The following is a 25,223-nucleotide window of genomic DNA, read 5'->3' as shown; positions in this document are numbered from 1 at the left end:
ATGTTAATAATGCAAGAAAATCAAGATCTTACTAAAAAAGAAAAATACAACATCGATAAGTTGCAGAAGCGCCTGCGCCGCAATGTCGGCGAAGCCATTGCCGATTTCAATATGATTGAAGAAGGCGACCGAATTATGGTTTGCCTTTCCGGCGGGAAAGACAGCTACACCATGCTGGAAATCCTGCGCAGTTTACAAAAAAGCGCGCCCATTTCTTTCTCTCTGGTTGCGGTAAACCTCGATCAGAAGCAGCCCGGCTTCCCGGCGCACATTCTGCCGGAGTACCTGCAGCAGCTCGGCGTCGAGTATAAGATTGTCGAAGAGAACACCTACGGGATCGTCAAAGAGAAAATTCCTGAGGGTAAAACCACCTGTTCGCTCTGTTCACGCCTGCGCCGCGGGATCCTCTATCGCACCGCCACCGAGCTCGGCGCGACAAAAATCGCCCTCGGCCACCACCGTGACGACATTCTGCAGACGCTGTTCCTCAATATGTTTTACGGCGGCAAGATGAAAGGCATGCCGCCGAAGCTGATGAGCGACGACGGTAAGCATATCGTTATCCGCCCGCTGGCGTACTGCCGCGAAAAAGATATCGAACGCTTCTCGCAGGCGAAAGGTTTCCCAATTATCCCATGCAACCTCTGCGGCTCCCAGCCTAACCTGCAGCGTCAGGTGATCGGCGACATGCTGCGCGACTGGGATAAACGCTATCCCGGGCGTATCGAGACCATGTTCAGCGCTATGCAGAACGTCGTGCCGTCACATCTTAGCGACGTCAACCTGTTTGACTTTAAAGGGATTACCCACGGCTCTGACGTGGTTGACGGCGGCGACCTGGCGTTCGATCGCGAAGAGATCCCGCTCCAGCCCGCCGGCTGGCAGCCGGAAGAAGATGATGCCCAGCTGGACGAGCTGCGGCTGAACGTGGTGGAAGTGAAGTAAACCGCGAACTGGCGTCTCAGCGCGATGGCTGAGACGCCCTTGCCTATTCTATTTCAGTAAACGAACCCGGCAGTTCTTGCCCTTAATCTTGCCGTTCTGCAGCAGCTTGAACGCTTTATGGGCCACGCCCTGGCGCAGCGCCACGTAGACGTGCGCCGGATGCACGTTGATCTTGCCGATATCGGCGCCATCGAATCCCAAATCTCCGGTCAGCGCACCCAGAACGTCCCCTGCGCGCATTTTGGCCTTCTTACCGCCGTCAATGCACAGGGTCGTCATTTCGGCTTCCAGCGGTACGATCGTGCCGCCGGTCGGCGCGTTCATCCAGTTCAGTTTTAGCTGCAGCATTTCCGCAAGAATATTGGCACGCTGGGCCTCTTCCGGCGCGCAAAGGCTAATCGCCAGCCCGCTCTCACCGGCGCGCGCGGTGCGGCCGATGCGGTGTACGTGAACTTCCGGGTCCCAGGCCAGCTCGTAGTTAATCACCAGCTCCAGGGATTTAATATCGAGACCGCGCGCCGCGACGTCGGTCGCCACCAGCACGCGCGAGCTGCCGTTCGCAAAGCGGATCAGGGTTTGATCGCGATCGCGCTGCTCAAGATCGCCATGCAGCGACAGCGCGCTCTGCCCGGCGGCGTTGAGGGCATCGCAAACGGCCTGGCAATCCTTTTTGGTATTACAGAACACCACGCAGGACGCCGGCTTATGCTGGCTAAGCAGCTTTTGCAGCAGCGCAATTTTGCCTTTCTGCGAGGTTTCGAAGAACTGCTGTTCAATCGCCGGCAGCGCATCAACGGAATCAATCTCGATGGTTTGCGGATTGTTCTGCACGCGTCCGCTAATCGCCGCAATGGCCGCCGGCCAGGTCGCCGAGAACAGCAGCGTCTGCCGCTCGGCGGGCGCAAAGCGAATCGCTTCATCAATGGCGTCGCTGAACCCCATGTCCAGCATCCGATCCGCCTCGTCCATCACCAGCGTCTGCAGCGCATCCAGCGATACGGTGCCCTTCTGCAGGTGATCGAGCAGGCGTCCCGGCGTGGCGACGATAATATGCGGCGCATGCTGGAGCGAATCACGCTGGGCGCCAAAGGGCTGGCCCCCGCACAGGGTTAAAACTTTAATATTCGGCAGAAAGCGCGCCAGCCGACGCAGCTCGCCGGCGACCTGATCGGCCAGCTCGCGCGTCGGGCACAGCACCAGAGACTGCGTCTTATACAGCGTGGCATCAACCTGCTGGAGCAGGCCAAGGCCGAATGCGGCCGTTTTCCCACTGCCGGTTTTTGCCTGCACGCGCACATCTCTACCGGCCAGAATCGCCGGCAAAGCCGCCGCCTGGACCGGGGTCATCGCAAGGTATCCCAGCTCATTCAGATTATCGAGCTGGGCGGCGGGCAAAACGTTCAGTGTTGAAAAAGCGGTCACAATTTTTTCTCGTGTTAAAGGGCGCGCAATTGACAGGCGCGTATCCTCGCAGAATTGCGCCTCTGATGCGACAATTTAATCGGCTCATCATCCGGCGGCGGGTCGGGTAAAGGATGCGGACGAGGCCGAGGGTCCGGCACCGGCGTCGGGTCGTTAGGCTCAGGTGAAATGGGTATTGACGTTAAAGGCTGGTATCGCATTTTGACTCTCCCGGTTATGGGCGGGTGTACCACCCATTAAGCGTAGAAGCTGGCCGCAGGAGAGCAAAAAAAAAGCCGACTCAATAAAGTCGGCATCGTACGAATCAATTGTGCTATGCAGTAATTCAAAAAAGGAAGTAAGACAATATGGAGCGCAACGCCCATCGCTTGACGTTGCATTCACCTGCGAGAGAGATATTGCCCCGAACGGGTAGATGGTTTATTGATTTCGCTCAAACATTGCCGGGTTTTCACGCCCGGAGGCTGATAAAAGGCGATTATTTACAGCCATTTACTACGATGCAACCACCACGCAACACCACCAATCAGAACAACTAACATTATGCAAAAGATAGAAAAGCCCAAATGCCACTCGTTGCCGGGGATCCCGCCGAGGTTGACGCCAAACAGGCCGGTCAGAAAGGTGCTGGGCAGAAAGACCATTGCCATCAGCGACATGGTATAGGTTCTACGCGACATCGCCTCCTGCATAATTTGCGCGATCTCATCGCTCATAATCGCCGTACGAGCGATGCAGCTATCGATCTCATCCAGGCCGCGGCCCAGGCGATCGGAGATATCCTGCATGCGCCGACGCTGGTCGTCATTCATCCACGGCAGACGTTCGCTGGCCAGCCGGGAGTAGGCATCGCGCTGCGGGGCCATATAGCGGCGCATCACAATCAGCTGCTTACGCAGCAGGGCCAGGAAGCCGCGCGGAGGGATCTGCTGATCCAGCAAATTATCCTCAAGGTCGATTATCCGGTCATGCAGCTGTTCGATAAACTCGCTGGCATGGTCGGTCAGCGCATCGCAGACGTCCACCAGCCAGCTGCCGCAGTCCACCGGGCCGGTGCCTTCACGCAGGTCGCCGAGCACATCGTCCAGCGCCAGCACCCGCCGCTGTCGGGTAGAGACGATTAAACGCTCATCCATATATAAGCGCATCGCCACCAGCTGATCCGGCCGTTCGTCGGTGCTGCCGTTAATACAACGCAGCGTAATCAGCGTGCCGTCGCCGACCCGCGTCACCCGCGGTCGGGTGCTTTCGCCCGCCAGCGCATCCCGCACGCTATTCGGCAACAGCGGCGTTTGCGCCAGCCACTGCGCGCTGTCGGCATGGGTGTAGTTCAGATGTAGCCAGCAGGGATGATCTTTATCGATAGTGTCGCTATTCGTCAGCGGCTTTACGCCGCCCTGTCCGTCAAACTGCCATGCAAAAACGGCATCCGGCACATTCAGTTCCGTACCTTTAATCGCCTCCACCAGACCTCCGTTAACTCATGCTTAATTTTCGTAGTCTAGCCTGACGCCTCCGTTAAGCAAGAGCTAAAACAAGCAGGGTGCTGAATTCGCTGACAAAAGCCGCTACCCCAGCGCGCTGGCACCGATAAGGCCCGCACCTATGCACAGGTAGGCCCCAGCACCAGGCCTACCTGCCCGCAGGCCCTCTCGCGAGGAGCCTGCGGGTGGGGGAAATTAAAACGTATAGTTCATGCTCACCGAGACGCTGCGCGGCTCCCCGTACACCGCAGAATCATCCAGATAGGAGTAATATTCACGATCGAACAGGTTATTGATATTGGCCTGCACGGTAAGCTGTTTTGTCAGCTGATACTGCGAGAACAGACTCACCAGCGGGTAGCTGCCCTGATACAGGCGCTGCGTTTCACCGTCCGGCCCGCTGACGTCCTGGTAGACCCGATTCTGCCAGGTGGCCCCGCCGCCTACGGTCAGCTCAGGCAGCGCCGGAATACGATAGCGCGTGAAGAGCTTAAGCTGCGTTTGCGGCGCAAAGCTGTTATAACGACCGCTGCTGTCGGTGGCGACATAGCGCGTGGCGCTGAACGTCAGCTGCATATTGTCGCTGACCGCGCCGTTGACCTCCAGCTCCGCCCCTTTGCTGACCGCGCCTTTTGCCGCGCGGTAGGCCTGCTCGCTGGAGCCGTTCACAAACTCGCCGCTTACCGCCTCGGGCGCATTCTCCTGCTCAATGCGGAAGATGGCGAAGCTGGTCGTCAGCCGGCTATCCAGCCAGTCGGCCTTCAGCCCGGATTCATAGTTCTTACCGGTTATCGGCGACAGCCATCCGCCATCCGCCGAACGTTTGGTCTGAGGGGAGAAAATTGAGGTATAGCTGGCGTATGCCGACAGGCTCTCCGTAATGTCGTAAACCACGCCGCCGTACGGCGTCACGTTGTATTTACGCATATCGCCGCTGCTGCCGTTGGCGCTGTACTGGGTGTAGCGCGCGCCGACGATCAGCGATAGCGGGTCGGCGAGCGAGAACCGGGCGGCGGTATAGGCCGATTTCTGCCGCACGATATCATCCGCATTCAGATACCAGTCCCCCCACTCCGGCTGCGCCACGCTGCCGTTCCAGCCGTTATTAAAGACCCCGAGCTGCTCGCTATCCATCGGCCCGTCCTGGCTAAAGCTGGCGTTATGCTGGCGGCTGTAGCTGGCGCCGGCCATCAGCTGGTGCTGGCGACCCAGCAGCTCAAACGGCCCGCTGGCATAGGCATCGAAGGAGTCGAGGGTTCGCTTGCCGCGATCCTTGCTTCCCCAGCCGCTGGCGCCTTCGCCGGTATCGGCATCGGGATTCCCCATCACATACAGCAGCGTGTCGTTCAGGGTCTGTTCGCCGTGGGTGCCGTTGAAGCGGAATGACCAGCCGTTATCCCACTCCTGCGTCAGGCCGGCAAATACCTTGCGGGATTCAATGGCGTAACGCGTCCAGTCGGCCGCCGTGTTGGTGCTGCGATCGTAATGGGTCCGCGAACCGTCGCTATACAGGCTGGGGAGCCCGCCCCACGTCGGATTGCCGGTATTCGACTTCTGATAGTCCCAGCCCAGCGATACGTGGGTGCTATCCGTCAGGTCGGCATCCACGACGCCGTAGAGAAACTTTTTGCTCTTATGGTAGCGGTCCAGCCAGCTATCCTGATCCTGATAGCCGGCAATCACTCGCCCACGCACGCTGCCGTCGGCATTGAGCGGAGCCGACAGGTCGCCCACGTAGCGCTGCTTATTCCAGCTGCCGTAGCTGGCGCTCACGTTCCCGGTCAGGGTTTTGCTGTCCGCCTTTTTACGCACCATGTTCACCGTGGCGCCGGGGTCGCCCGCGCCGGTCATCAGGCCGGTGGCGCCGCGAACCACTTCGATGCGATCGTAAATAGCGGTATCTTCCTGCGCATCGCCGTAGTTCCAGGCATCGCCAAGCGAGGTGGGGATATCGTCGTAGGCGAAGCTGGTGACTTCAAACCCTCGCGAATAGTAATACGAACGCTCGCTGTCGATCTGCTGCGAGGAGACGCCGGTCGCGTTGGTCAGCACATCGTCGATGGTCTGCAGATTTTGATCCTTCATGCGCTGCTGGGTCACAATCGTGACCGACTGCGGCACATCGCGGGGAGCCAGCAGCATCTTCGTCCCCGCACGGGTGGTTTTTGCCGCGTAATCCTGCTGCTCCTCGGGCGCATTTCCCGCGCTGCCGTAGACCACCATATCCTGCTGCGTCCCGGCCGCCGCGTCTTCATCCTTCTCCGCCGCCTGCGCGGGGTGGGCAAAGGCCTGGATCGCCAGCGCCAGCAGTGAAACGGTAAATGGTTTAGATAAACTCTGTGCAGGCGGTCTACCGCCTGTGCCCCTGTCGTTGAAAAACATAAATTTTCCCATCAGGAATTATTATTGTGAGTGACGTTATCTCGCTCACCGCAGCGCTGAAAAATCGCTCTTTGTCAGCAGATTGAAGGCGGCATACGGCGCGAGAAAACAACAAATGAGAATGGGAATAATAATTATTTGCCTTATTTATCGCAGGCTATTTTGTCAGTTAAATGTAAGCAAGTGTATACTTTTTGTAAATCAACAACCTGACATCATCGCGAACCGGATCTGCCGCAGGACTGTGCGGAAACGAACGCGAAAACAGCCGCTTCGTCGTCCATCCTTGCGCCCGTTCAGGCGCTCAGGGCCGCGCCTGAGGCCGGGATGATTTGCGTCCGCAGCATAAATGATTATGATTCTCATTCTTGTTTTTTTACGTTCCCGCTGCGGCTTTGCCCTGCGGGAGTGATTTATCCAATGATGGGGTTCAGAATGAAATCGTTATTTGGCCCGCGTAAATCAGCGCTGTGCGCTGCGCTTCTCTCCGCGTTAACCCTAACGGCGTGGCAGGCTTCGGCCGAGGAGACGCCGCCTGCCAAAGCGCCCGCGTCATTAAGCCAACGTACGCTGGGCGATGGTTTGTACGAGATGGCCTATTTGCCGGCGCAAAGCGCGCTCGTTGTCGCCAGCGCCCAGGGATTTAAAGCGGTTAACGGCGGCATGATCTACCGGCTGGATCCCGCCACGCTGGCCACTAAGGCTGAAACCCATACCGATTTGAAGAACTTCGGCATGGCGGTCGCGGATGACGGCAAGGCGTTCTACACCACCAACTCGCTGGACGGCGGGGTATCCAAAGTGGATGCGCAAAGCGGTAAGGTGCTACAGCGCCTGATGTTCGTCGGTCAGGATAAGGACGGCGACCCTATCGGCGCCCGTGAAGTGCTGTTCCACAATAACCAGCTGTTTATTGGCCGCGTAGCCGATCCGGGTTTTATCTCCATCGTAGATGCGAAAACCATGACCCTGAAGGGCCGGATTGATAATGCCGGGAAGTGGGTGACGGGACTGATCTACTCCCCGCTCACCGATCGCATTTATGCGGCAAACGGCGGCGGGGAAATTCTGGTGATTAACCCGGCAAGCCACAAAATTGAGCAGCGCTGGACCCCGGGCGACGGCAAAGAGTACCTGTTCCTCAATCTGGCGGAAGATCCGGCCACCGGCCGCCTGTTTGTTACCGATGATTCCAAGGCCAAAACGACGCTGGTCTTTGATGAACGTACGGGTAAGGTCATTAAGCGTATCGACGGCGATGCGCTGGGTATTAAGTTCAGCGCGAAGCGCAATGAGGTTTATATCAGCCAGCGCGAATCGAAGAAGGTACTCCAGCTGGACGCCACCACCTATGCGCTGAAAAATGCGTGGTCGTTCGCCAGCCATCCGAACAGCCTGCTGCTCTCCCCTGATCAGGACACTCTTTACGTCAGCATCAAGCAGGATTTCAATGAGGATAATTCCACCAAGGGCCCGGACAGCGTTGCCCGCATTCAGCTCAACTGAGTTTTCACCGCTTTCCGGCACCTGACGATCGGGCTAAGGGGAAAATAACCGCTTCCCCTTAACTAACAAGCCCCGCCCCCCGTCACGCTGCGCCCGCTTTCGCCGGTGCGGGATTTCTTTTGCCGCAAAATGCTGTATTATGCGATTTATTGCAGCATTTTGCAGGATTAAAGACCGTGCACAAAACCGCCAGACAAAAATACCTACTTGATATTATTAGCGAAAATGGGCAGGTCAGCATCAGCGAGCTGGTAGATAAGCTGCAGGTTTCCGCAGACACCATTCGTCGCGACCTGACCGATCTTGAAAAGCAGGGGCTGGCGCAAAAGAATCACGGCGGCGCCATCGCCCTCGATCTGTCGGCGATGAACCGCCAGGGCAGAAATGCCCTGCTGCCAAAAACGAAGCAGCGCTTAGGTAAAATGGTGGCGGAGAAAATTCCCGCCGGCTCGACGATCTTTTTAGATGCTGGCAGCACCGTGCTGGCCGTCGCCAGCCACATCAAAGGGCCGATGACCGTTATCACCACCTCTTTAGATATCGCCCAGCACTTCAGCGACCGGGCGGATATTCAGCTGATTCTGTTAGGCGGCAGATGGGATATGCAGCAGCGCCTGTTTGCCGGCAGCGCAACCCTCGCGCTGCTCGCGCGCTATCGGGCTGATATCGCCATCCTCGGCGCCTGCGCGCTGCATGCGCAGCTGGGTTTAAGCGCCAGCCAGGAGGCCGACGCGGAGATCAAGCGCGCCATGCTGGCGGCCAGCACCGAGTGCTGGCTGGTTGCCGACCATATGAAGCTGAACCACTGCGAGCCTTATCTGGTCGCCGGATTAGCAGAAATTCATCAGTTATTTTTGGATAAAGCCTGGGAAGACGCCGGGGACGACATTTCAATGCACATCAACATCGCTGACGCTCAATAACGTGGAGAAAATAATGAACAAAGTTATCGCCGGTGACGGTAAGAACATTAATATTGCGCTGATCGGTTATGGGTTCGTGGGCAAAACGTTCCATGCGCCGCTGATCCGCTCGATTGACGGCCTGAAGCTGACCATCGTCTCTTCTCGCGATGAGGAAAAGGTTAAGCGTGATATTCCTGATATTACCGTCGTGGCCTCACCCGAAGAGGCGATCCAGCATCCGGATATCGATCTCGTGGTGATCGCCTCCCCTAACGCCACGCACGCCCCGCTAGCTAAGCTGGCGTTAAACGCCGGTAAGCACGTGGTCGTTGATAAACCTTTTACCCTCGATATGCAGGAGGCTCGCGAGCTTATCGCGCTGGCGCAGGAGAAGCAGCTGCTGCTCTCGGTATTCCACAATCGCCGCTGGGACAGCGACTTCCTCGGGATCAGGCAGGTTATTGAGCAGGGGCTTATCGGCACCGTTAAGCACTTTGAGTCGCATTTCGACCGCTTCCGCCCGGAAGTTCGCGTGCGCTGGAGAGAGCAAAACGTGCCGGGCAGCGGCCTGTGGTTTGATTTAGGTCCGCACCTGATCGATCAGGCCCTGCAGCTGTTCGGCTTGCCGCAGTCGGTGCAGGGTAACATCGCCACCCTGCGCCAGGGCGCCGAGATTAATGACTGGGCGCACGTGGTCTTAAATTATCCTCAGCATAAGGTCATTCTGCACTGTAGCATGCTGGTCGCCGGCGGCAGCGCGCGCTTTACCGTTCACGGTGACAAAGGCAGCGCGGTCAAACAAAAAGCCGACCAGCAGGAGGGCCAGCTGCTGGCGGGCGTTATTCCCGGCAGCGAAGGCTGGGGTCATGATGACGACAGCCTGAGCATTTTTGACGCGCAATCGCAGGTTCAGGAAGTGAGCGCGCCGCAGGGCGATCAGCGGCAGTACTACATCAACGTGCGCGATGCGCTCACCGGCAAGATTGAAAACCCGGTACAGCCGCTGCAGGCGCTCGCCGTGATGGCGGTACTGGAGGCCGCCGTTCGCTCCGCCGAAACCGGCACGCTGCAGACGTTAACGCTCACCGCCGATGAGCTGGCCGCGCTGAAATAATCCTCGAATTAACATGGCCTGCGGCTTGGCAGGTCATGCCCTTCCCCCCGTATTCAGCACCGGGCGGCGTTTTCCCACACGCTCGCCATCGGTAGCCAATAATGTGCGGTGAGCCATGACGCCGCCGGAGCGGTATAGCGATCCAGCGGCAGAGCGGTTGTCGCGCCGGGAATGCATAAGCGGCCTATTTGACGACGGGCAAATCTGCGTAGCGGGTCGTGTAGCCGGGCGATAGCATCTCACGCTTCATCGCCCAGCTTTTTTGAATGCCCTGCCCGGCAAACCACACGCTGCCGCGGCCCGAACGATTGAGGCTATCCACCACCTGCATCAGCGCGGCGCTGTTCGCCTGCGGCTGATATTGATCAAACAAATTAAGCTGCGCCACGCCCTGACTGAAAAAATCACTCAGCATGATGCCGGCTTTCATATAGCGAAAGCCCTCCTTCCACACTCTGTCCAGCGCATGGACAGCGAGGCGAATAATATCCCGGGTATCGTCAGAGGGCGTTGCCAGCCGGCCGCTGGCCTGGGGAGCGTAGAACGCTTCATTTTCGGCATGCGGACTGGTCCGCATAAAGACGCTGACCACGCAGCAGTACTGCTTCTCTGCCCTGAGTTTTTCCGCCGCGCGTTCAGCATAGGCACAAACGGCCTGATGCATATCGCTATATTGGGTGATGCGGTGACTAAATGAACGGCTGCAGATAATCTGCTGTTTGGTCGGCACAAACTCATCCACCTGCAGGCAGGATTCTCCCCGAAGCTCACGCACCGTGCGCTCCAGCACGACGTTAAAGTGCTTACGTATCACCCAGGTAGAGCTGTCGGCAAGCTGCAGCGCGTTTTCGATGCCCATCAGCTCCAGTTTTTTCCCGATCCGACGACCCACGCCCCAAACTTCATGCACCGGTACCAGAGAGAGCAGCTTACGCTGGCGATCGCGGTTCGATAATTCGACTACGCCGTCGGTTTTGCGCCACGTTTTAGCCGCGAAATTAGCCAGCTTGGCGAGCGTTTTGGTCGGCGCGATGCCAACCCCAACCGTTAGCCCGGTATGCTTCATGACCCGATCGCGCATTTGATGACCGAATGTCTCAAGCGGCATATAGCTGGAGATACCGGCTAAATTAACAAAAGCCTCATCGATGGAATATATTTCAATCGCCGGCGCCATCTCCGTTAGCGTCGACATGACCCGGTGGCTGAGATCGGCATAAAGCGCATAGTTCGAGCTAAAAACGGACACCTGCAAACGCTGCAGGTCGTCTTTAATTTTGAAGTAAGGCGCCCCCATGGGGATGCCCAGCGCCTTTGCCTGCGCCGAGCGTGAAATAATACATCCATCGTTATTTGAGACCACCACCACTGCTTTTCCCTGCAGGTCTGGCCGGAAAACGGTTTCGCAGGAGGCGTAGAAACTGTTGACGTCAACAAGCGCGAACATGTCGGTGTGATTTTAAGGTGAAGGTGACCACGCCAAATATTTGCAGCTCCTCTCCAGGCTGACAGACGATAGGGGAATAGTTGAGGTTGCGCGGCGTGAGCTGAAGGACTGGCCGGGTTTGCAGCTCCTTTACCGTAAACTCGCCGGCAACGGCAGCAATCACAATATCGCCATGTTCTGCGGTCAGCGAGCGATCGACCACCAGCAGGTCGCCATCATCAATCCCGGCGCCCGTCATTGAATCCCCGCTCACCCTGACAAAATAGGTCGCGTTAGGGTGCTTAATAGCCAGCTTGTTCAAATCAAGCGTATCTTCGACATAATCCTGGGCCGGACTGGGGAATCCGCAGGGAACAAGATCGCGAAACAGCGGCACCAAAAACCGCTGCGACAGCTCAACCGGCTTGTAGAACGTCATCATAAACTCACCCGACATAATAACTGTGTTTATATACAGTATTAATAAATCATCCGGGTTAATCAAGCCGCTTATGCCACGTTATCGCGAAGACCTTGAAGTTCTGCAATATTTAAACAGACGCTGCGCTTCGCCATGCCCGGCGGCGCTAAAAATAACGCGTCTCTGGAAATCTAACGCAATTAGTAGCAGGATAGATGCTGCAAGCAGAGCGTTATGGTGGGGCACCATAACCACAAACTATGGCGATTCGTCCGACATACTGAACGGGAGATTCTTATGTACTACACGTTAGGAGATACCACCCTCCACTTTTATCGCTATCAGTGCCGTTTCTACGTTGCCCACTGGGATGGCGGCAACGTAATGACCGACAAGTTCAGGCAGTTCATCGAGTTGATTACTGAAAAAACGGGAATTGACGCGAAGAACGTCGAAGCAGTTGCGCGAGACTATTTCAACAACGTCGATTAAAGGTTGTTTAGTGACGGAATAACCGACCGCCGCTCATTACGTACCAGCCCTACGCTCGTCGACTGGCGAGGTGGAAAACGTGCGCTGTTCTCCCTCTCGCCTTGACACTGTACAAAAAAACAGTATAACTACTGCCTACAGTTACAGGAGCCGAAGCATGTTTGTAGAACTGGTTTATGATAAAAGAAATTTTGAAGGGTTCGCCGGGGCCAGAGAGACCATTATGGCTGAACTCACGAAACGAATTCACCGCATTTTTCCTGAGGCCGACGTTCGCGTAAAGCCGATGATGACGCTGCCCGCAATCAATACGGATGCCAGCAAGCATGAAAAAGAGCAGATCAGCCGCGCCGTCCAGGAGATGTTTGAAGAAGCGGACATGTGGATGAGCGCAGACGAATAAACCAGGCCGCAGCGCTAATATCAACAGCGGCTTTTTTCGGGGACCGGCGTTAGCACTAACCAATACCGTTCCCTGGACATAAATTTCCCCGGTAAATCTTTTCCCCGCCGCCGGCGGTGATTTAAATCCTCATCCCCTACTCGTCAGACTTAAACCTGGGCTCCGGCAAAACCGACGGGGTTGTGTCCTCAAAGCGCAGCCAGTGCTGCCAGATATCATGAACCTGCAGCTCAACGAGCCCTTCCTGACGTAAAGCCACCGTAGTCCCTCTCAGCGTCCCACCTTCAGAATCAATCCCGGCCGCGGTAGACGCCTTATCAATTAAATTATCCCAGGCTTTACTTTCATCATTAAATGCCGACGCCATTTTTTGTAAACGAAGCGGATCGTCCCTGCTGTCCTGCGCTATTCGTTTCGCGGCCGTCGTCAGATATTTATCTTTTACCCAGCGAAGCTGCGCGAGTTTCTTTGCCGTGCACTCATTAATATCGATGGTGGTCTGCTGCAGCATACCAAAACAGCTAATGCTGAAAGTTTCAACGCCATCATTTAAATCACTGCTGGGCTGATTCCTTTCATCTGAAGCCTGAGAAACAAGCGGCAGCATCAATGCCAAAGAAAAAAACATTCCCTGAATAGTACGCAATCCCATGCTGATAACCCGTATAAGACGAAGTGTCTTTCAGATTAACCTAATCCTGGAGGCTGAGAAATGATCCGCTCTTGTCCATAGCCGTTTTTTGCAAACACATTTTGCCGCAAAAATTCACGCCATGAGCGGCAGGTGCCGCCAACGGCGCCGATCGACGGCTCCGATCGACGGCTATTTTTCGCACCTGTGGGCTTTCCTGCAGACAGCAAACCGATGTTTCTAATTTTTTTCAGTTAGTTAGCACATAAAAACTGGGCCAATAAGGCTCGTTGCGGGTCCGAATATCGCAAACTCCCCTCAGCATTTTCAAGCAAAATACCGCCAATTAATTGAAATATTATGCTAATAAAACCGAGTTTAATCGACATTAAAATTCAATACCTACTCACAAACGTCATTAAAAAATCTTTTTTATTAGCTATGAAAAATATTTCATTAGGATTTTTCTTAAGGCAAGAGTAAATTTCTTCGCATAAAAGCAAGAATATCCATAAATTTCTCGGGGAATAAATGCGTATGGCGAATTTACTCTTTCTGGCACTGGCGGTCGCACTGCTCCTGATCGCTGTTTTTTCTCTTATTTCGTATATAAGGGATCGCAAGAAACAAAAGTTTACGTTCAAAAAAAGACGCTAACGGCAACAAAGTTAGGGGGACGAGCGCGCGTTTAGCCCCTTTAACCCATGCGGCTGCGTGGCCGCACGGACCGTCCTTGACGGTATCTATTTGAAATATCCTGAATAACCAGAATTATTGCGCTGCCCTATGCCTGGGGAGGCGCAAAATATTATTATTGTGTCACGTCAGGCCATCGTCCCCCGAACGAGTTCTGTTTATTTGCGGAACTATTGCTCAGGTACGCAGTCTGACTACTGTCAGTATTAAACTATCGAGATTGCTGTGACCACACTTATGATCGTTGTAACAACGCTTGCCGTGTTTAGCCTGTTGGCATTGAGCCTGGCAAAAGTTGGAATCGCTGTATCCAATAACCCCGACGAATTCTGATTGCTCTTCGGGTCATCGTCGAACCTCCTGGACCCCGTATCGCTGATTCTACCTACCGCACATCAGCGATTATCGTTTTTCCCTGTCGTTGCTTTCTGCCGCCCTCTCCTTTGGAGAAAGAGCATATTGCGCCTGGCTTACCGCCGTCCGCGCTCAACCCCTCCTCTCTCATGCCGTAACCTGTCCCCCGACTTATCGACCAGGGCCGCTACGGGTGCCGACGCGCTGGCCGGTAAACCTAATCCTTGGTCCGCTTACGCCGATACTTACGCTTAAATTTAAGATCGATGGCGAAAATAACCACGATAACACCAACAAGCCATAACAGGGTGGCACCAGTTTCAGCAACGTTCACAACGTCCCTTTATATCCATTAATTAATGTTATGGGTAACATTAAGAACCATATAAAACCAGTAAGCAATCGTTTTCGTTACAATTGTATTGCAAATAAATGGCGGAATGTCGCATCTGCGGGCGGCAGGTCAGAAATCAGCCGCCGCCGGATGGAATGAAGCTCCGCCAGACGACGATTGACGGTTCGCATTCCCTCTTCTACCAGGCTATATCTTAGACACCTTTATTCGTACAGGAGTGATGATAGTGAGCAAGAAGATTCTGATGCTGGTCGGCGATTACGCCGAAGATTACGAAACGATGGTGCCGTTTCAGGCGCTGCAGATGATTGGTCATCAGGTTGACGCGGTCTGCCCCGATAAAACCAAAGGTGACTATATCATGACGGCGATCCATGATTTTGACGGTGCCCAGACCTACAGCGAAAAACCCGGCCACCGCTTTATTCTTAACGCCGATTTTTCCGCAGCGAAGGAACAAGATTACGACGCGCTGCTGATCCCCGGCGGGCGGGCGCCTGAATATCTGCGGTTGAATGAGGAGGTGCTCAAGCTGGTGCAGGCGTTTGACCGCGCGGGTAAACCTATTGCCGCCGTTTGCCACGGCCCCCAGCTGCTGGCCGCGGCCGGCGTGCTAAAAGGACGAACCTGCAGCGCCTACCCGGCCTGCGCCCCGGAAGTCCGGCTCAGCGGCGGAAATTATGCCGAAATAGGTATCGATCAGGCGCATGTTGACGGCAACCTGGTCACCGCTCCCGCCTGGCCCGCGCACCCGCAGTGGCTGGCGAAATTTGCCGAAGTGCTGCAGCAGCAATAGCTGGCGGAAGATCGTTGGCAGACGGTTATGGCGTGGAGAACCGCGCCATAACCGAATGGCGATGAGATGATGAAACTACGGGTGCTTGACGATATACATTGTCCGGCTATAGGCGACATCTTCCGGGTTGGTAATCGGATAGCCCTTCAGCCACGGCTTGATCAACCGTCCGTTGGTGTACTGATAAATTGGCGCAATAGGCGCTTTGGCCATGATTATCTTTTCCGCCGCGTTGTAATCGTCGTTGCGCGCTTTATCCGAAGTCTCCTGCGCCGCCTGGGCTAAAATCTTGTCATAGGTCGGATCGTTAAAGCGGGAGATATTACCGCTATGGGTCGAGGTCAGCAGCGAAAGGAAGGTGGAAGGCTCGTTGTAATCCCCCACCCACGAGGCGCGAATCACGTCGAAATTACCGGTATTTCGGCTATCGATATACGTTTTCCACTCCTGATTCTGTAGCTTGACGTCGACGCCAAGATTCTTCTTCCACATTGACGCCACCGCGATGGCAATCTTCTGGTGGTTTTCCGAGGTGTTATACAGCAGCGTCAGCTGCAGCGGACGGCCTGGACCATAGCCCGCCGCCTGCAGCAGCGCCTTGGCCTGGGCGTTCAGCTCGGCCTGGCTCATGCTCTCCGCCTGCGAGGGCTGCGGCGTAAACCCGGCCGTCACGTCCGGGGTGAAGTGCCAGGCCGGCTTTTCGCCGGTTCCCAGCACTTTTTCCGCCATCAGGCGACGGTCGATGGTCAGGCTCAGCGCCAGGCGCACGCGCTCGTCGGCGGTCGGCCCCTTCCGCGTGTTAAACGCGTAATAGTAGGTCCCCAGCTGCGGCGGCGTGTACACCTGCCCTGGAATATCTTTCAGCAATTTTTGATACAGGTTTTTCGGGAAAGACTCGGTGATATCGATATCCCCGGCCAGGTAGCGCTTGGTCGCCGACGACTCCTGGTTAATCGGCACAAAGGTCACCTGCTGGATAACCGTTTTGCCATTATCCCAATAGTGGCTGTTAGGCACGACAACCAGCTTTTCGTTAACCACCCGGTCTTTTAAAACGTAGGCCCCGTTGCCGATAAGACTGCCCGGACGCGTCCAGTTAGCGCCGCTCTCCACGTTCGCTCTCTGTACCGGATAAAACGCAAAGCTGGCCGTAAGATTGCTGAACCACGGCAGCGGTTTATCCAGCTGCACCCGCAGCGTGCGCGCATCCACGGCGGTAACGCCCAGCGTATCCGCCGCGGCCTTACCATCGATAATATTTTGTGCATTTGTTATGCCCGCCAGCGCGGCAAACCAGGCAAAGGGCGACGTCGTTTTCGGGTCGACCAGGCGCTGCCAGCTGTAGACGAAGTCCTGCGCCGTGACCGGACTACCGTCCGACCAGCGGGCGTCATCACGCAGGGTAAAGGTCCAGACCCGGTTATCGTTGCTCTGCCAGCGGGTCGCGACGCCGGGAATAAGATTGCCCTTAGCGTCCTGGTTGACTAAACCTTCAAAAAGATCGCGGATCACCTGAATTTCCGGCAAGCCCACGGCTTTGGCGGGATCTAATGAGGCCGGCTCATCTTTAATGTGCCGTACCAGTACCTGTTTCTCGGCTAAGACGGTACCCGGAGGGACATCCGCCGCCCAGGCCAGAGATGAAACGCTGGCTAACCACAGCGCGCCGCATGTCAATGTGACAGGATACTTCATAAGATCCCCTTTAAAATAAAAAAACCAGAGCTGGCAGAAGGATGATTATTTGTTTCATCACCTGAAATTGCAAACGGCTTGTGATAGAAAATTGACGCGTATTCTGATTTCATCGTCCAGGGAAACTATTTGATTCCGGGGCGGTTTTACACAACACTGCTGAAAATAACCTGCTAACAGGATGCCCTATGCCCGTTTCTCGTCCCCGTACCCAGCGCGGCGCCTTTCCGCCCGGCACCCAGCGCTACGGTCAGTCGCACCTTGGCGCGCCGCTGCTGTGGTTCCCCGCGCCGCTGGCCGATAGCCGCAGCGGCCTGATTCTTGCCGGCACTCACGGCGATGAAAACTCGTCGGTGGTCACCCTCTCCTGCGCGCTCCGAACCCTGAAGCCCGAACTGCGTCGTCATCACGTCGTGCTGGCGGTCAACCCCGACGGCTGCCAGCTGGGGCTGCGCGCCAACGCGCGCGGCGTCGATCTCAATCGCAATTTTCCCGCAGCAAACTGGAAAGAAGGGGAAACGGTCTATCGCTGGAACAGCGCGGCCGAGCAGCGCGACGTCGTACTGCTGACCGGCGAAAAGCCCGGCTCGGAGCCGGAAAGCCAGGCCCTGTGTCAGCTGATCCACCAGATCCACCCGACGTGGGTGGTCTCGTTTCACGATCCGCTGGCCTGCATTGAGGATCCGGGCCACAGCGAGCTCGGGCGGTGGCTGGCCGACGCGTTCGCCCTGCCGCTGGTCGGCAGCGTGGGCTATGAAACGCCCGGCTCTTTCGGCAGCTGGTGCGCCGATATCGGCCTGCCGTGCATCACCGCAGAGTTTCCGCCGATATCCGCCGACGAGGCCACGGAAACGTATCTGCAGGCGATGATCGACCTGCTACGCTGGCACTCTCAAAGATGAAGAACGCCGGTGCTGAAATGCAGCGCCGGCTCCACGTCAACGGCCAGCCAGGTCGGGCCATCGAGATCGGCGAAACGCGCCAGTGGGGCCAGCGGCAGCGCCGCTGAAATCGCCCGCGAGGTGCAGAGCATACAGCCGAGCATGCGCTCAAAGCCCTGCTGCTCCGCCTCCTGCGCGAGGAAAAGCGCTTCGGTCAGGCCACCGGTTTTATCGAGCTTAATGTTGACCATCTCATAGCGCCCGCGCAGCCGCGGCAGGCTGTCGCGGGTGTGGCAGCTCTCATCCGCGCAGATGGGCAGCGGATGAATAAAATTCTCCAGCGCCTCATCGGCATCCGCCGGCAGCGGCTGTTCCAGCATCGCCACCCCGATATCGGACAGCAGCTGGCAGCGCGCCGCCAGGCCATCGCTGTGCCAGGATTCATTGGCGTCAACAATCAGCGTGGCCTCCGGCACCGCGCTGCGAATGGCGATCAGCCGTTCGCTGATAAGGCGATCGTCCAGTTTGACCTTCAGCAGGCGCGCGCCCTTTTCCCACAGCGCCGCGGCGCTGGCCGCCATTTGCTCCGGCGTACCGATCACCACCGTCTGCGCCGTCACCACCCGGTTCGGCAACGCAATCCCCAGCAGTTGCGGGATGCCTTTGCCCACGCTACGCGCCTGCAGATCCCACAACGCGCAATCGACGGCGTTACGCGCCGCCCCCGCCGGCAGCAGATGCTGAAGCTGCTCGCGGGTCGCGCCGCTTTCCAGCTGCTCGCCGATCGTCAGAATTTGCGCCATCACCGAGGCAATGCTCTCCCCATAGCGCGGGTACGGCGTGCACTCGCCGACGCCTTTAACGCCGTTCTCCTCCACCTCAACGACCACCACCTTCGCCTCGCTACGGCTGCCGCGGGCGATCACAAACGGAGTATGCAGCGGCCAGGCTTCTTCGTACACTCGCAGGTTTCGCATTCCCAGGTTCCTCCAGGGGAAACATTAAATAGGATTTGCCGTGCTGATAACGGATGTCATACACTACCCGTGACGTTAACTATATGTAAACAGGAAGATAAACATGTCACAAACCGTGCATTTCCAGGGCAACCCCGTTGCCGTTCAGGGCACCATTCCGCAGGCAGGCGCTAGCGCGCAGCCGTTTACGCTGGTCGCCAAAGATCTCTCCGACGTCGCGCTGAGCCAGTTCGCCGGCAAACGTAAAGTACTGAATATTTTCCCAAGCATCGATACCGGCGTGTGCGCGGCATCGGTACGTAAATTTAACCAACTGGCATCCGAGCTGAACAACACCGTTGTGCTGTGCATCTCAGCCGATCTGCCGTTCGCTCAGTCCCGCTTCTGCGGCGCTGAAGGCCTGAACAACGTCGTGACCCTGTCCACGCTGCGCGCACCGCAGTTCCTGGCTGATTACGGCGTTGCCATTGCTGCTGGCCCGCTGGCCGGTCTGGCCGCTCGCGCAGTGGTCGTTGTTGATGAGAATGACCAGGTTGTTTACAGCCAGCTGGTGAATGAAATCACCGAAGAACCAGACTACGATGCGGCCCTGGCTGCGCTGAAAGCGTAATCAGGCCTCTTCCTCGGATCGCGCACCACGCCCGGCCCGAATGCTCTAAGCCCTCGTTTATCGAGGGCTTTTTTCTTTTCGCGGCGCATTACGGGAAATAAACCGCGCAATCGCCGGACCGGTCAACAGGATGGTGAACAGGCGCAGGGTCTGCATCGCCATGATAAACGACATATCGGCCCGCGTTCCCGCCGCAATAATCGCCACCGTATCCAGGCCGCCGGGACTGGTCGCCAGATAGGCGGTCATAAAATCGAGCGGCAGCACCTGCGTCAGGCCAAACGCCATCAGCGAACAGAGCAAAATCAGGCCGATAATGGAAGCGAGGATCTGCGGCAGGGTCTTCAGCGCCAGCAGAAAAATCGCCCGATTAAATTTTAGCCCAACGCTCCAGCCAATGGCGGCATAAGCCAACGCCAGCAGCCATTCCGGCAGCTCCAGCATCAGCCAGCCCTCTCCCTGCACCAGCGCCCCCGCCAGCATCGGCAACAGCATCACGCCGGAAGGAAAGCGCATGCGCAGGCCCAGCCAGCCGGCGGCGGCGGTCAACAGCAGCGTCAGCGGCAGCTGCCAGCCGATAGCGGGAAACCAGACGATCTGCTGGTTCATCTCCTGCGCCTCGCCGCCAAGGGCAAAGCGTACCACCAGCGCCGCAGCGCCGGCGACGAACAGCACCCGCAGATACTGCATTAAGGCCACCAGCCGCACGTCGGCGCCGTAATCCTGCGCCATAACCACCATCGCCGAGGCGCCGCCCGGCGAGCTGCCCCACGCGCCGGTTGCCCCGGGCAGCGAGCTGTAGCGCACCAGCAGCCACCCGGCCAGCGCGCTGAAGGCCAGCGTGGCGAAGAGAATAAACAGTACCAGCGGCCAGTGGCCGAGAAGCACGCCAAAGATTGAGGGCGTCAGGGTTTGGGCGATCATGCAGCCAATAATGGCCTGAGCGGCGATAAAAAAGGGCCGAGGCACGCTGATTGTCGCGCCGCGCAGGCTGAAGATGATGCCGGCGATCATCGGGCCCAGCAGCAGCGCCGCGGGCAGGTGCAGCCAGAACAGCACAAACGAGAGCGCGGCGGAGAGAGTCAGGAGTTTCAGCCACGACAGCAGCGGGCCAGGCGAAGTTAACATCTGAATTCCTGGAAAATAAGCCTGCAGCGCGTTCGCCGACGGTCAGCGCCGCCGGCGAACGAGGCTGCTCTATTCTTCACCCTTCTTCTGGCTGAGGCCATACTCGCGCAGCTTATTGGCAATCGCGGTATGAGAAACCCCCAGACGTTTCGCCAGTTTACGGGTGCTCGGGAAGCTACGATAAAGCTGGGTCAGGACGGAACGCTCAAAGCGACGGGTAATATCGTCCAGCGAGCCTTCCATTGCCTCTTCGCCTACCGGCAGCGAAGCGACGTCGCTATCCGGCAGCAGGATATCCTGGGGCCGCATTTCGTAGCCATCAAGCTGCGTCAGCGCACGATAAACCGCGTTCTTCAGCTGGCGAACGTTGCCCGGCCAGCTATAACGGGTCAGCACCGTACTGAGATCGGCGGAGAGCTTCGGCCGCGGGATCCCCTGCTCATCGGCAAAGCGGGCGACGAACAGTTCAGTCAGCGGAATGACATCCTGCGGGCAGTCGCGCAGCGGCGGTAAATGCAGGGTCAGTACGTTGAGGCGGTAGTAAAGATCTTCGCGGAACTGCCCCTTCTGCACCATCTCCACCAGATTTTTCTGGGTGGCGCAGATCACCCGCACATCGACGTGAACCTCGTGGTCTTCCCCCACCCGGCGGAAGGTGCCGTCGTTAAGGAAACGCAGCAGCTTAGTTTGCATGCGCGGCGACATTTCGCCGATCTCATCCAGCAGCACCGAGCCGCCGTTAGCCTGCTCAAAGAAGCCTTTTTTGCCCTGAATGGCATCGCCAAACAGCTCGCTTTCCACCGCATCTTCCGGGATAGAACCGCAGTTCAGCGCCAGATAGGGTTTGCTTGCCCGCGGGCTGGCGAGGTGGCAAGCGTGCGCCAGAAGATCTTTCCCGGTACCCGTGTCGCCGACGATCAGCAGCGGCGCGCTGAGCATCGCCAGCTTGCGGGCCTGCTCAACCACATGGCGCATTTTCGGGCCGACGGCGAGAATCTGGCTGAACGCGCTGGTATCCTGGGTGGTCATGGTCTGCAGCTGACGTCCCATGCGTACGGTGGAACGCAGCATTGCCACCGCGCCGGTGAGCACGCGTTCGCCATGCTCACCTTCGAGGTACACCGGGGTAATCTCCAGCACAAAGTTCTGCCCGCCGATCACCACATGTTCGCTATGCGACTCCAGCGGGCTGCTTTCCAGCCAGCGCTGGACGTTAAAATCGGTAATCAGCTGCGCAACCGGATGATTACGCAGCCGCTCCGGGCTTTGCGCAAACAGCTGGCAGCTGGCGGGGTTCGCCAGCTCGACTTTCCCTTTGGTATCCAAAGAGAGCACCGGTTCCGGCATCGCGACCAGCAGCGCCGACAGCGCAAGATGCTCACGCTCCGACGGCATCCACGGTACGGTACGCACGTCGGTAACGCCGGCGATACGGCGGATTTCCGCCATCAGGCTGCTGAAGTTAGCAAACTCCAGCTCGGCAAAATTAAGATAGATTCGGCCAATAGGGTCGATGTCGATGCCGCGGAGATCGATCCCCCGCAGCACCAGCAAATCGAGCAATTCACGGGTCAGACCAAGACGGTCTTCACAAAAGACTTCAAGACGCATAGGAGTTTTCACCCTAAAAAGGCCAATGACGGATGAATAATAGGACAGTTATTTGCTGGCGTGAAGATAGCTGTCAACAAATATTGACAGTATGGCGGAAAAACGGCCGTTGTGGCGTAAAGGCAGGCGATTAAACGCGGGAATTAGCCGCAGGCCGCCGGGAAGCGACGACCTGCGGCTAAGCAGATTATTCCGGGCGGGCTTTGCTTTTTTGCAGCGTCTCTTTCAGCTGACCGATCAGCTCGCGGCGGAAATCCCCCAGCCGTGGCTTATCGTCAGCGATCCACGGCAGCGGGCGGCACAGCTCCATCGCTTTGATCCCCAGCCGCGCGGTGAGCAGCCCGGCACCGATGCCCTGCGCCGCGCGGGCCGATAGCCTGGCCGCCAGATCCTGCGACATCCAGTCCATACCAACCTCCCGCACTAGCTCGCTGGCGCCGGCGAAGGCAATATTCAGCAGCACCAGACGGAACAGGCGCAGGCGGCTGTAGTAACCCAGCTCGATACCGTACAGCGTGGCAATTCGGTTAATGAGGCGTAAATTACGCCAGGCGATAAACGCCATATCCACCAGCGCCAGCGGGCTGACGGCGATCATCAGCGTCGATTCCGCCGCCGAGCGGCTGATTTCCCGCCGCGCCTGGGCATCCAGTACCGGCTGAACCAGCCGGGCATACAGGCTCACGACTTCACGATCGCTTTGCGTTTCGTGGATCGCGGCATACCAGCGCTGGAGAGCCGGATGCGCCTGATCGAGCCCCGCCTGCTGGGCAAGCTTCTCGCAAAACGCCCGCCCTTTTCCTACCGCATGGCTGTGCATCAGATCGCGGGCCTCATCGCGCTCATGGGCGCGCTGGCGCAGACGCCACAGGCGCCGCCATTCGGTGGCAACGGAACCGACGCCCGCGCCAACAATCAGCGCCCCGGCCGCACAGCCGCCGAGCGCAATCCAGTCCTGAGTCTGCCATGCGGTCATCGTCCACTGTACGCCCTGCGCCACCACGCTGACGCCAAATATCGCCAGCCCGGCGCTGACCATCCGCCGCCACAGGCTGCGCTTCGGCCGCAGAACCGATTCCACCACCGCTTCCGCCGTGCCCTCTTCGTCTTCTGTCAGCAGGTCGACCCGCGCGGGGGCGAACTTTTCCGCGTCAGCGCCGGCAAACGCGCGCGCAGACTTCAGCGCTTCGGTTTGCTCCGCCTGCAGCGGTCCGTTGAAATCAACGCGCGGTTTTAACGGTTCGCTCATCGCAATTTATCTCCAATCAAAAACTCAAGCGCCGCGTCCAGGCGAATATGCGGCAGCGGCTTATCGACATCCATCACCCGCGGACGAAAATTCTCAAACTGAAAGCCCTGCTGCTGCCAGAATGCCTGGCCCGGCAGGCGCGCCGGCACTTCGCCTGGGTAGATGGTCAGCGGCTGACCATCGCTCAGCCGATCGCCGCGCAGGGCGGGAATGTTCTCGCCGTTGACCGCAATCAGCCCGCTCTGGGTGGCCTGAATCGACGCCAGCCCCAGGCAGTCCATGCTGATCCCTTCGAATGCCGCATTTTGCCATGCGTCCTGAATCAGCTGCTGCAGCAGCGACACCATGTTCGCATGCTGATCGACGGTCACGTGATCGGCCTTGGTCGCCGCAAACAGCAGCTTATCAATCACCGGAGAAAACAGGCGGCGGAACAGCGTCCGCTGGCCGTAGTGAAAGCTTTGCATCAGCTGGGTCAGCGCGAGGCGCATATCGTTGAAGGCCTGCGGCCCGCTGTTCAGCGGCTGCAGGCAGTCCACCAGCACAATCTGGCGGTCAAAGCGCAGAAAATGGTCTTTATAGAAACCCTTAACCACCTTCTCACAGTAATACCTGAAGCGCTCGCGCAGCATGCCGGCGTTGCTGTGCTTGTCCGCCTGGGCCAGCCTGGCTTCGCCGACGGCGTCCACGTCCGGCCAGGGGAAGAACTGCAGCGCCGGCGCGCCGGCCATATCGCCGGGCAGCACGAAGCGCCCCGGCTGAATAAAATGCAGCCCTTCGCGCTTGCAGGCGTGCAGGTAGTCGGTCCAGGCGGCGGCAATGTCCGCCAGCCGGTTCTCATCGGCCGGAGCCAGCGGATCCAGCCCTTCGCACAGCTGGCGCCAGCGCGCCGACCACTCCGCGCGCTGGCCCTGCAGCAGCCCGGTCATTTGCCGCGACCAGCCGAGGTAGTCCTGCGCCAGCATAGGTAAATCCAGCAGCCATTCGCCGGGGTAATCGACGATTTCCAGATACAGCGTGGAGGTATCCTTGAAGTGGCGCAGCAGCGACTCGCCGGAGCGATAGCGCAGCGCCAGGCGGATCTCGCTGACGCCGCGGGTCGGCGTCGGCCACATCGGCGGCGAGCCGTAGAGCTGAGCCAGCCCTTCATCATAGGTAAAACGCGGAATGCCGAAGTCGCGCTGCGGGACGCGCTTGACGCCCAGCAGGCGCTCTTCTCTGACCGCACTGAGCAGCGGCAGGCGCGCGCCGGAGTGGATATTCAGCAGTTGGTTGACCAGCGCGGTGATAAACGCGGTCTTGCCGCTGCGGCTTAGGCCGGTGACGGCCAGACGCAGGTGCCGGTCAACGCCACGGTTGACCAGCGCATTGAATTCAGTTTTAAGTCGCTTCATTGCCATCCCATGCTATCCGTAATATTTCAGGCTAGTGCTTTGAAGAAAGTGCTTTAATCATAAGCCATTAGATGGGGATAAGCCGAGAAGTTATAAAGTGCGGCACTGCGCATCCCCGCCCGTTACTTCATGTTGCGGGTTAAACGGTTTGCCAGGCGGCTGAGCAGCGGCTCAAGAGCAACCGCCAGCAGCATTTTCACCGGCCGACGCGCAACCGACTTGATTGCCCAGCCAGCAACGCCCGCCGGGCCATAGCGCAGCGCGGTCAGCAGCACCAGCCGGCCGGCGATTTTCAGACCCGGTTTTACTTTTTGTCCTGCCTGCTGCCATTTGATGTTCATACGTG

The 25,223-nt window shown here is 57.7% G+C and carries 25 protein-coding genes; 11 read left to right on the top strand and 14 right to left on the bottom strand.

All coding sequences use genetic code 11. The features are described from left to right. Positions 1 to 9: 9 nt before the first annotated feature. Positions 10 to 945: a tRNA 2-thiocytidine(32) synthetase TtcA gene (gene ttcA, locus GO007_RS06800; RefSeq protein ID WP_095097199.1), complete on the top strand. Its 936-nt coding sequence runs from the start codon at positions 10 to 12 to the stop codon at positions 943 to 945. A 48-nt stretch (positions 946 to 993) separates the two neighbouring features. On the opposite strand, the gene dbpA is transcribed toward ttcA, so the two are convergent. The 4 genes from dbpA to fhuE form a co-directional block, all read right to left on the bottom strand. Next, positions 994 to 2,367, bottom strand: coding sequence for an ATP-dependent RNA helicase DbpA (gene dbpA, locus GO007_RS06795; RefSeq protein ID WP_095097196.1), 1,374 nt, complete (start codon positions 2,365 to 2,367; stop codon positions 994 to 996). A 14-nt stretch (positions 2,368 to 2,381) separates the two neighbouring features. Beyond that, positions 2,382 to 2,567, bottom strand: coding sequence for a proline-rich small protein YnaL (gene ynaL / locus GO007_RS29520; RefSeq protein ID WP_095097193.1), 186 nt, complete (start codon positions 2,565 to 2,567; stop codon positions 2,382 to 2,384). 282 nt (positions 2,568 to 2,849) lie between these two features. Continuing rightward, positions 2,850 to 3,833, bottom strand: coding sequence for a zinc transporter ZntB (zntB, locus tag GO007_RS06790; RefSeq protein ID WP_095097190.1), 984 nt, complete (start codon positions 3,831 to 3,833; stop codon positions 2,850 to 2,852). A gap of 213 nt (positions 3,834 to 4,046) precedes the next feature. Further along, complete coding sequence (fhuE, locus tag GO007_RS06785) at positions 4,047 to 6,233, bottom strand: ferric-rhodotorulic acid/ferric-coprogen receptor FhuE (RefSeq protein ID WP_095097187.1); 2,187 nt, start codon at positions 6,231 to 6,233, stop codon at positions 4,047 to 4,049. A gap of 435 nt (positions 6,234 to 6,668) precedes the next feature. Here fhuE and GO007_RS06780 point away from each other — a divergent pair, with 435 nt between their 5' ends. The 3 genes from GO007_RS06780 to GO007_RS06770 all read left to right on the top strand — a co-directional run bounded on the left by GO007_RS06780 (position 6,669) and on the right by GO007_RS06770 (position 9,758). Beyond that, entirely contained in the window at positions 6,669 to 7,739 is a 1,071-nt protein-coding gene (locus GO007_RS06780) for a YncE family protein (RefSeq protein ID WP_095097184.1), read from the top strand. A 176-nt stretch (positions 7,740 to 7,915) separates the two neighbouring features. Continuing rightward, positions 7,916 to 8,662, top strand: a complete 747-nt coding sequence (locus GO007_RS06775) for a DeoR/GlpR family DNA-binding transcription regulator (RefSeq protein ID WP_095097181.1) — start codon at positions 7,916 to 7,918, stop codon at positions 8,660 to 8,662. A 13-nt stretch (positions 8,663 to 8,675) separates the two neighbouring features. Continuing rightward, positions 8,676 to 9,758: an oxidoreductase gene (locus GO007_RS06770; RefSeq protein WP_095097178.1), complete on the top strand. Its 1,083-nt coding sequence runs from the start codon at positions 8,676 to 8,678 to the stop codon at positions 9,756 to 9,758. Between the two features lie 184 nt (positions 9,759 to 9,942). Here the strand turns inward: GO007_RS06770 and umuC are convergent, their stop codons facing one another. Together umuC and umuD are read right to left on the bottom strand one after the other, a co-directional pair. Then, positions 9,943 to 11,205: a translesion error-prone DNA polymerase V subunit UmuC gene (gene umuC, locus GO007_RS06765; protein WP_095097175.1), complete on the bottom strand. Its 1,263-nt coding sequence runs from the start codon at positions 11,203 to 11,205 to the stop codon at positions 9,943 to 9,945. Continuing rightward, positions 11,189 to 11,623 (bottom strand): translesion error-prone DNA polymerase V autoproteolytic subunit, encoded by a 435-nt coding sequence (gene umuD, locus GO007_RS06760; protein ID WP_095098126.1) that lies wholly within the window; start codon positions 11,621 to 11,623, stop codon positions 11,189 to 11,191. Before umuD ends, umuC begins: the two co-directional genes overlap by 17 nt. Positions 11,624 to 11,902: 279 nt before the next feature. Between umuD and GO007_RS06755 the strand changes: the two genes are divergently transcribed. After that, the gene (locus tag GO007_RS06755) at positions 11,903 to 12,097 is read left to right on the top strand and encodes a hypothetical protein (RefSeq protein ID WP_076945414.1); all 195 of its coding nucleotides are present in this window, start codon (positions 11,903 to 11,905) and stop codon (positions 12,095 to 12,097) included. A gap of 157 nt (positions 12,098 to 12,254) precedes the next feature. Next, entirely contained in the window at positions 12,255 to 12,500 is a 246-nt protein-coding gene (locus GO007_RS06750) for a DinI family protein (protein WP_095097172.1), read from the top strand. A gap of 136 nt (positions 12,501 to 12,636) precedes the next feature. Here the strand turns inward: GO007_RS06750 and GO007_RS06745 are convergent, their stop codons facing one another. Beyond that, complete coding sequence (locus GO007_RS06745; protein WP_095097169.1) at positions 12,637 to 13,152, bottom strand: hypothetical protein; 516 nt, start codon at positions 13,150 to 13,152, stop codon at positions 12,637 to 12,639. Between the two features lie 510 nt (positions 13,153 to 13,662). Here GO007_RS06745 and GO007_RS06740 point away from each other — a divergent pair. The 3 genes from GO007_RS06740 to GO007_RS06735 all read left to right on the top strand — a co-directional run bounded on the left by GO007_RS06740 (position 13,663) and on the right by GO007_RS06735 (position 15,332). After that, complete coding sequence (locus GO007_RS06740; RefSeq protein WP_370525521.1) at positions 13,663 to 13,788, top strand: small membrane protein; 126 nt, start codon at positions 13,663 to 13,665, stop codon at positions 13,786 to 13,788. 276 nt (positions 13,789 to 14,064) lie between these two features. Beyond that, on the top strand, positions 14,065 to 14,160 hold the full coding sequence (locus GO007_RS29515) for a YnaM/YnfT family protein (protein WP_369125009.1): 96 nt from the start codon (positions 14,065 to 14,067) through the stop codon (positions 14,158 to 14,160). Positions 14,161 to 14,762: 602 nt separating this feature from the next. Continuing rightward, positions 14,763 to 15,332: a DJ-1/PfpI family protein gene (locus GO007_RS06735; protein ID WP_095097166.1), complete on the top strand. Its 570-nt coding sequence runs from the start codon at positions 14,763 to 14,765 to the stop codon at positions 15,330 to 15,332. A gap of 75 nt (positions 15,333 to 15,407) precedes the next feature. Here the strand turns inward: GO007_RS06735 and GO007_RS06730 are convergent, their stop codons facing one another. Then, positions 15,408 to 17,027 carry a peptide ABC transporter substrate-binding protein gene (locus tag GO007_RS06730; RefSeq protein WP_095097162.1) on the bottom strand — a complete coding sequence of 540 codons (1,620 nt, stop codon included), beginning with the start codon at positions 17,025 to 17,027 and terminating at the stop codon, positions 15,408 to 15,410. A gap of 188 nt (positions 17,028 to 17,215) precedes the next feature. On the opposite strand from GO007_RS06730, the gene mpaA reads away from it, so the two are divergent. Then, on the top strand, positions 17,216 to 17,929 hold the full coding sequence (mpaA, locus tag GO007_RS06725) for a murein tripeptide amidase MpaA (protein ID WP_095097158.1): 714 nt from the start codon (positions 17,216 to 17,218) through the stop codon (positions 17,927 to 17,929). Here the strand turns inward: mpaA and ycjG are convergent. Further along, entirely contained in the window at positions 17,920 to 18,885 is a 966-nt protein-coding gene (gene ycjG / locus GO007_RS06720) for an L-Ala-D/L-Glu epimerase (protein ID WP_095097155.1), read from the bottom strand. The genes mpaA and ycjG overlap by 10 nt on opposite strands. 103 nt (positions 18,886 to 18,988) lie before the next feature. On the opposite strand from ycjG, the gene tpx reads away from it, so the two are divergent. After that, positions 18,989 to 19,495 (top strand): thiol peroxidase, encoded by a 507-nt coding sequence (gene tpx / locus GO007_RS06715; protein WP_095097151.1) that lies wholly within the window; start codon positions 18,989 to 18,991, stop codon positions 19,493 to 19,495. Positions 19,496 to 19,552: 57 nt separating this feature from the next. Here the strand turns inward: tpx and GO007_RS06710 are convergent, their stop codons facing one another. The 5 genes from GO007_RS06710 to pspD all read right to left on the bottom strand — a co-directional run bounded on the left by GO007_RS06710 (position 19,553) and on the right by pspD (position 25,218). After that, positions 19,553 to 20,623, bottom strand: a complete 1,071-nt coding sequence (locus GO007_RS06710) for an AbrB family transcriptional regulator (RefSeq protein ID WP_189339827.1) — start codon at positions 20,621 to 20,623, stop codon at positions 19,553 to 19,555. Between the two features lie 69 nt (positions 20,624 to 20,692). Continuing rightward, positions 20,693 to 22,234 (bottom strand): transcriptional regulator TyrR, encoded by a 1,542-nt coding sequence (gene tyrR, locus GO007_RS06705; RefSeq protein WP_095097148.1) that lies wholly within the window; start codon positions 22,232 to 22,234, stop codon positions 20,693 to 20,695. A gap of 187 nt (positions 22,235 to 22,421) precedes the next feature. Next, positions 22,422 to 23,483, bottom strand: a complete 1,062-nt coding sequence (locus tag GO007_RS06700; RefSeq protein WP_095097145.1) for a YcjF family protein — start codon at positions 23,481 to 23,483, stop codon at positions 22,422 to 22,424. Continuing rightward, positions 23,480 to 24,877: a YcjX family GTP-binding protein gene (locus tag GO007_RS06695; RefSeq protein ID WP_095097142.1), complete on the bottom strand. Its 1,398-nt coding sequence runs from the start codon at positions 24,875 to 24,877 to the stop codon at positions 23,480 to 23,482. Before GO007_RS06695 ends, GO007_RS06700 begins: the two co-directional genes overlap by 4 nt. A 122-nt stretch (positions 24,878 to 24,999) precedes the next feature. After that, positions 25,000 to 25,218 (bottom strand): phage shock protein PspD, encoded by a 219-nt coding sequence (pspD, locus tag GO007_RS06690; protein ID WP_095097140.1) that lies wholly within the window; start codon positions 25,216 to 25,218, stop codon positions 25,000 to 25,002. Positions 25,219 to 25,223: the final 5 nt, after the last annotated feature.

The sequence above is a fragment of the Klebsiella sp. 10-1 genome (assembly GCF_009758445.1).
Classification (GTDB): Bacteria; Pseudomonadota; Gammaproteobacteria; order Enterobacterales; family Enterobacteriaceae; genus Klebsiella; species Klebsiella scottii.
This window is presented reverse-complemented; position numbering and strand designations above follow the sequence as displayed.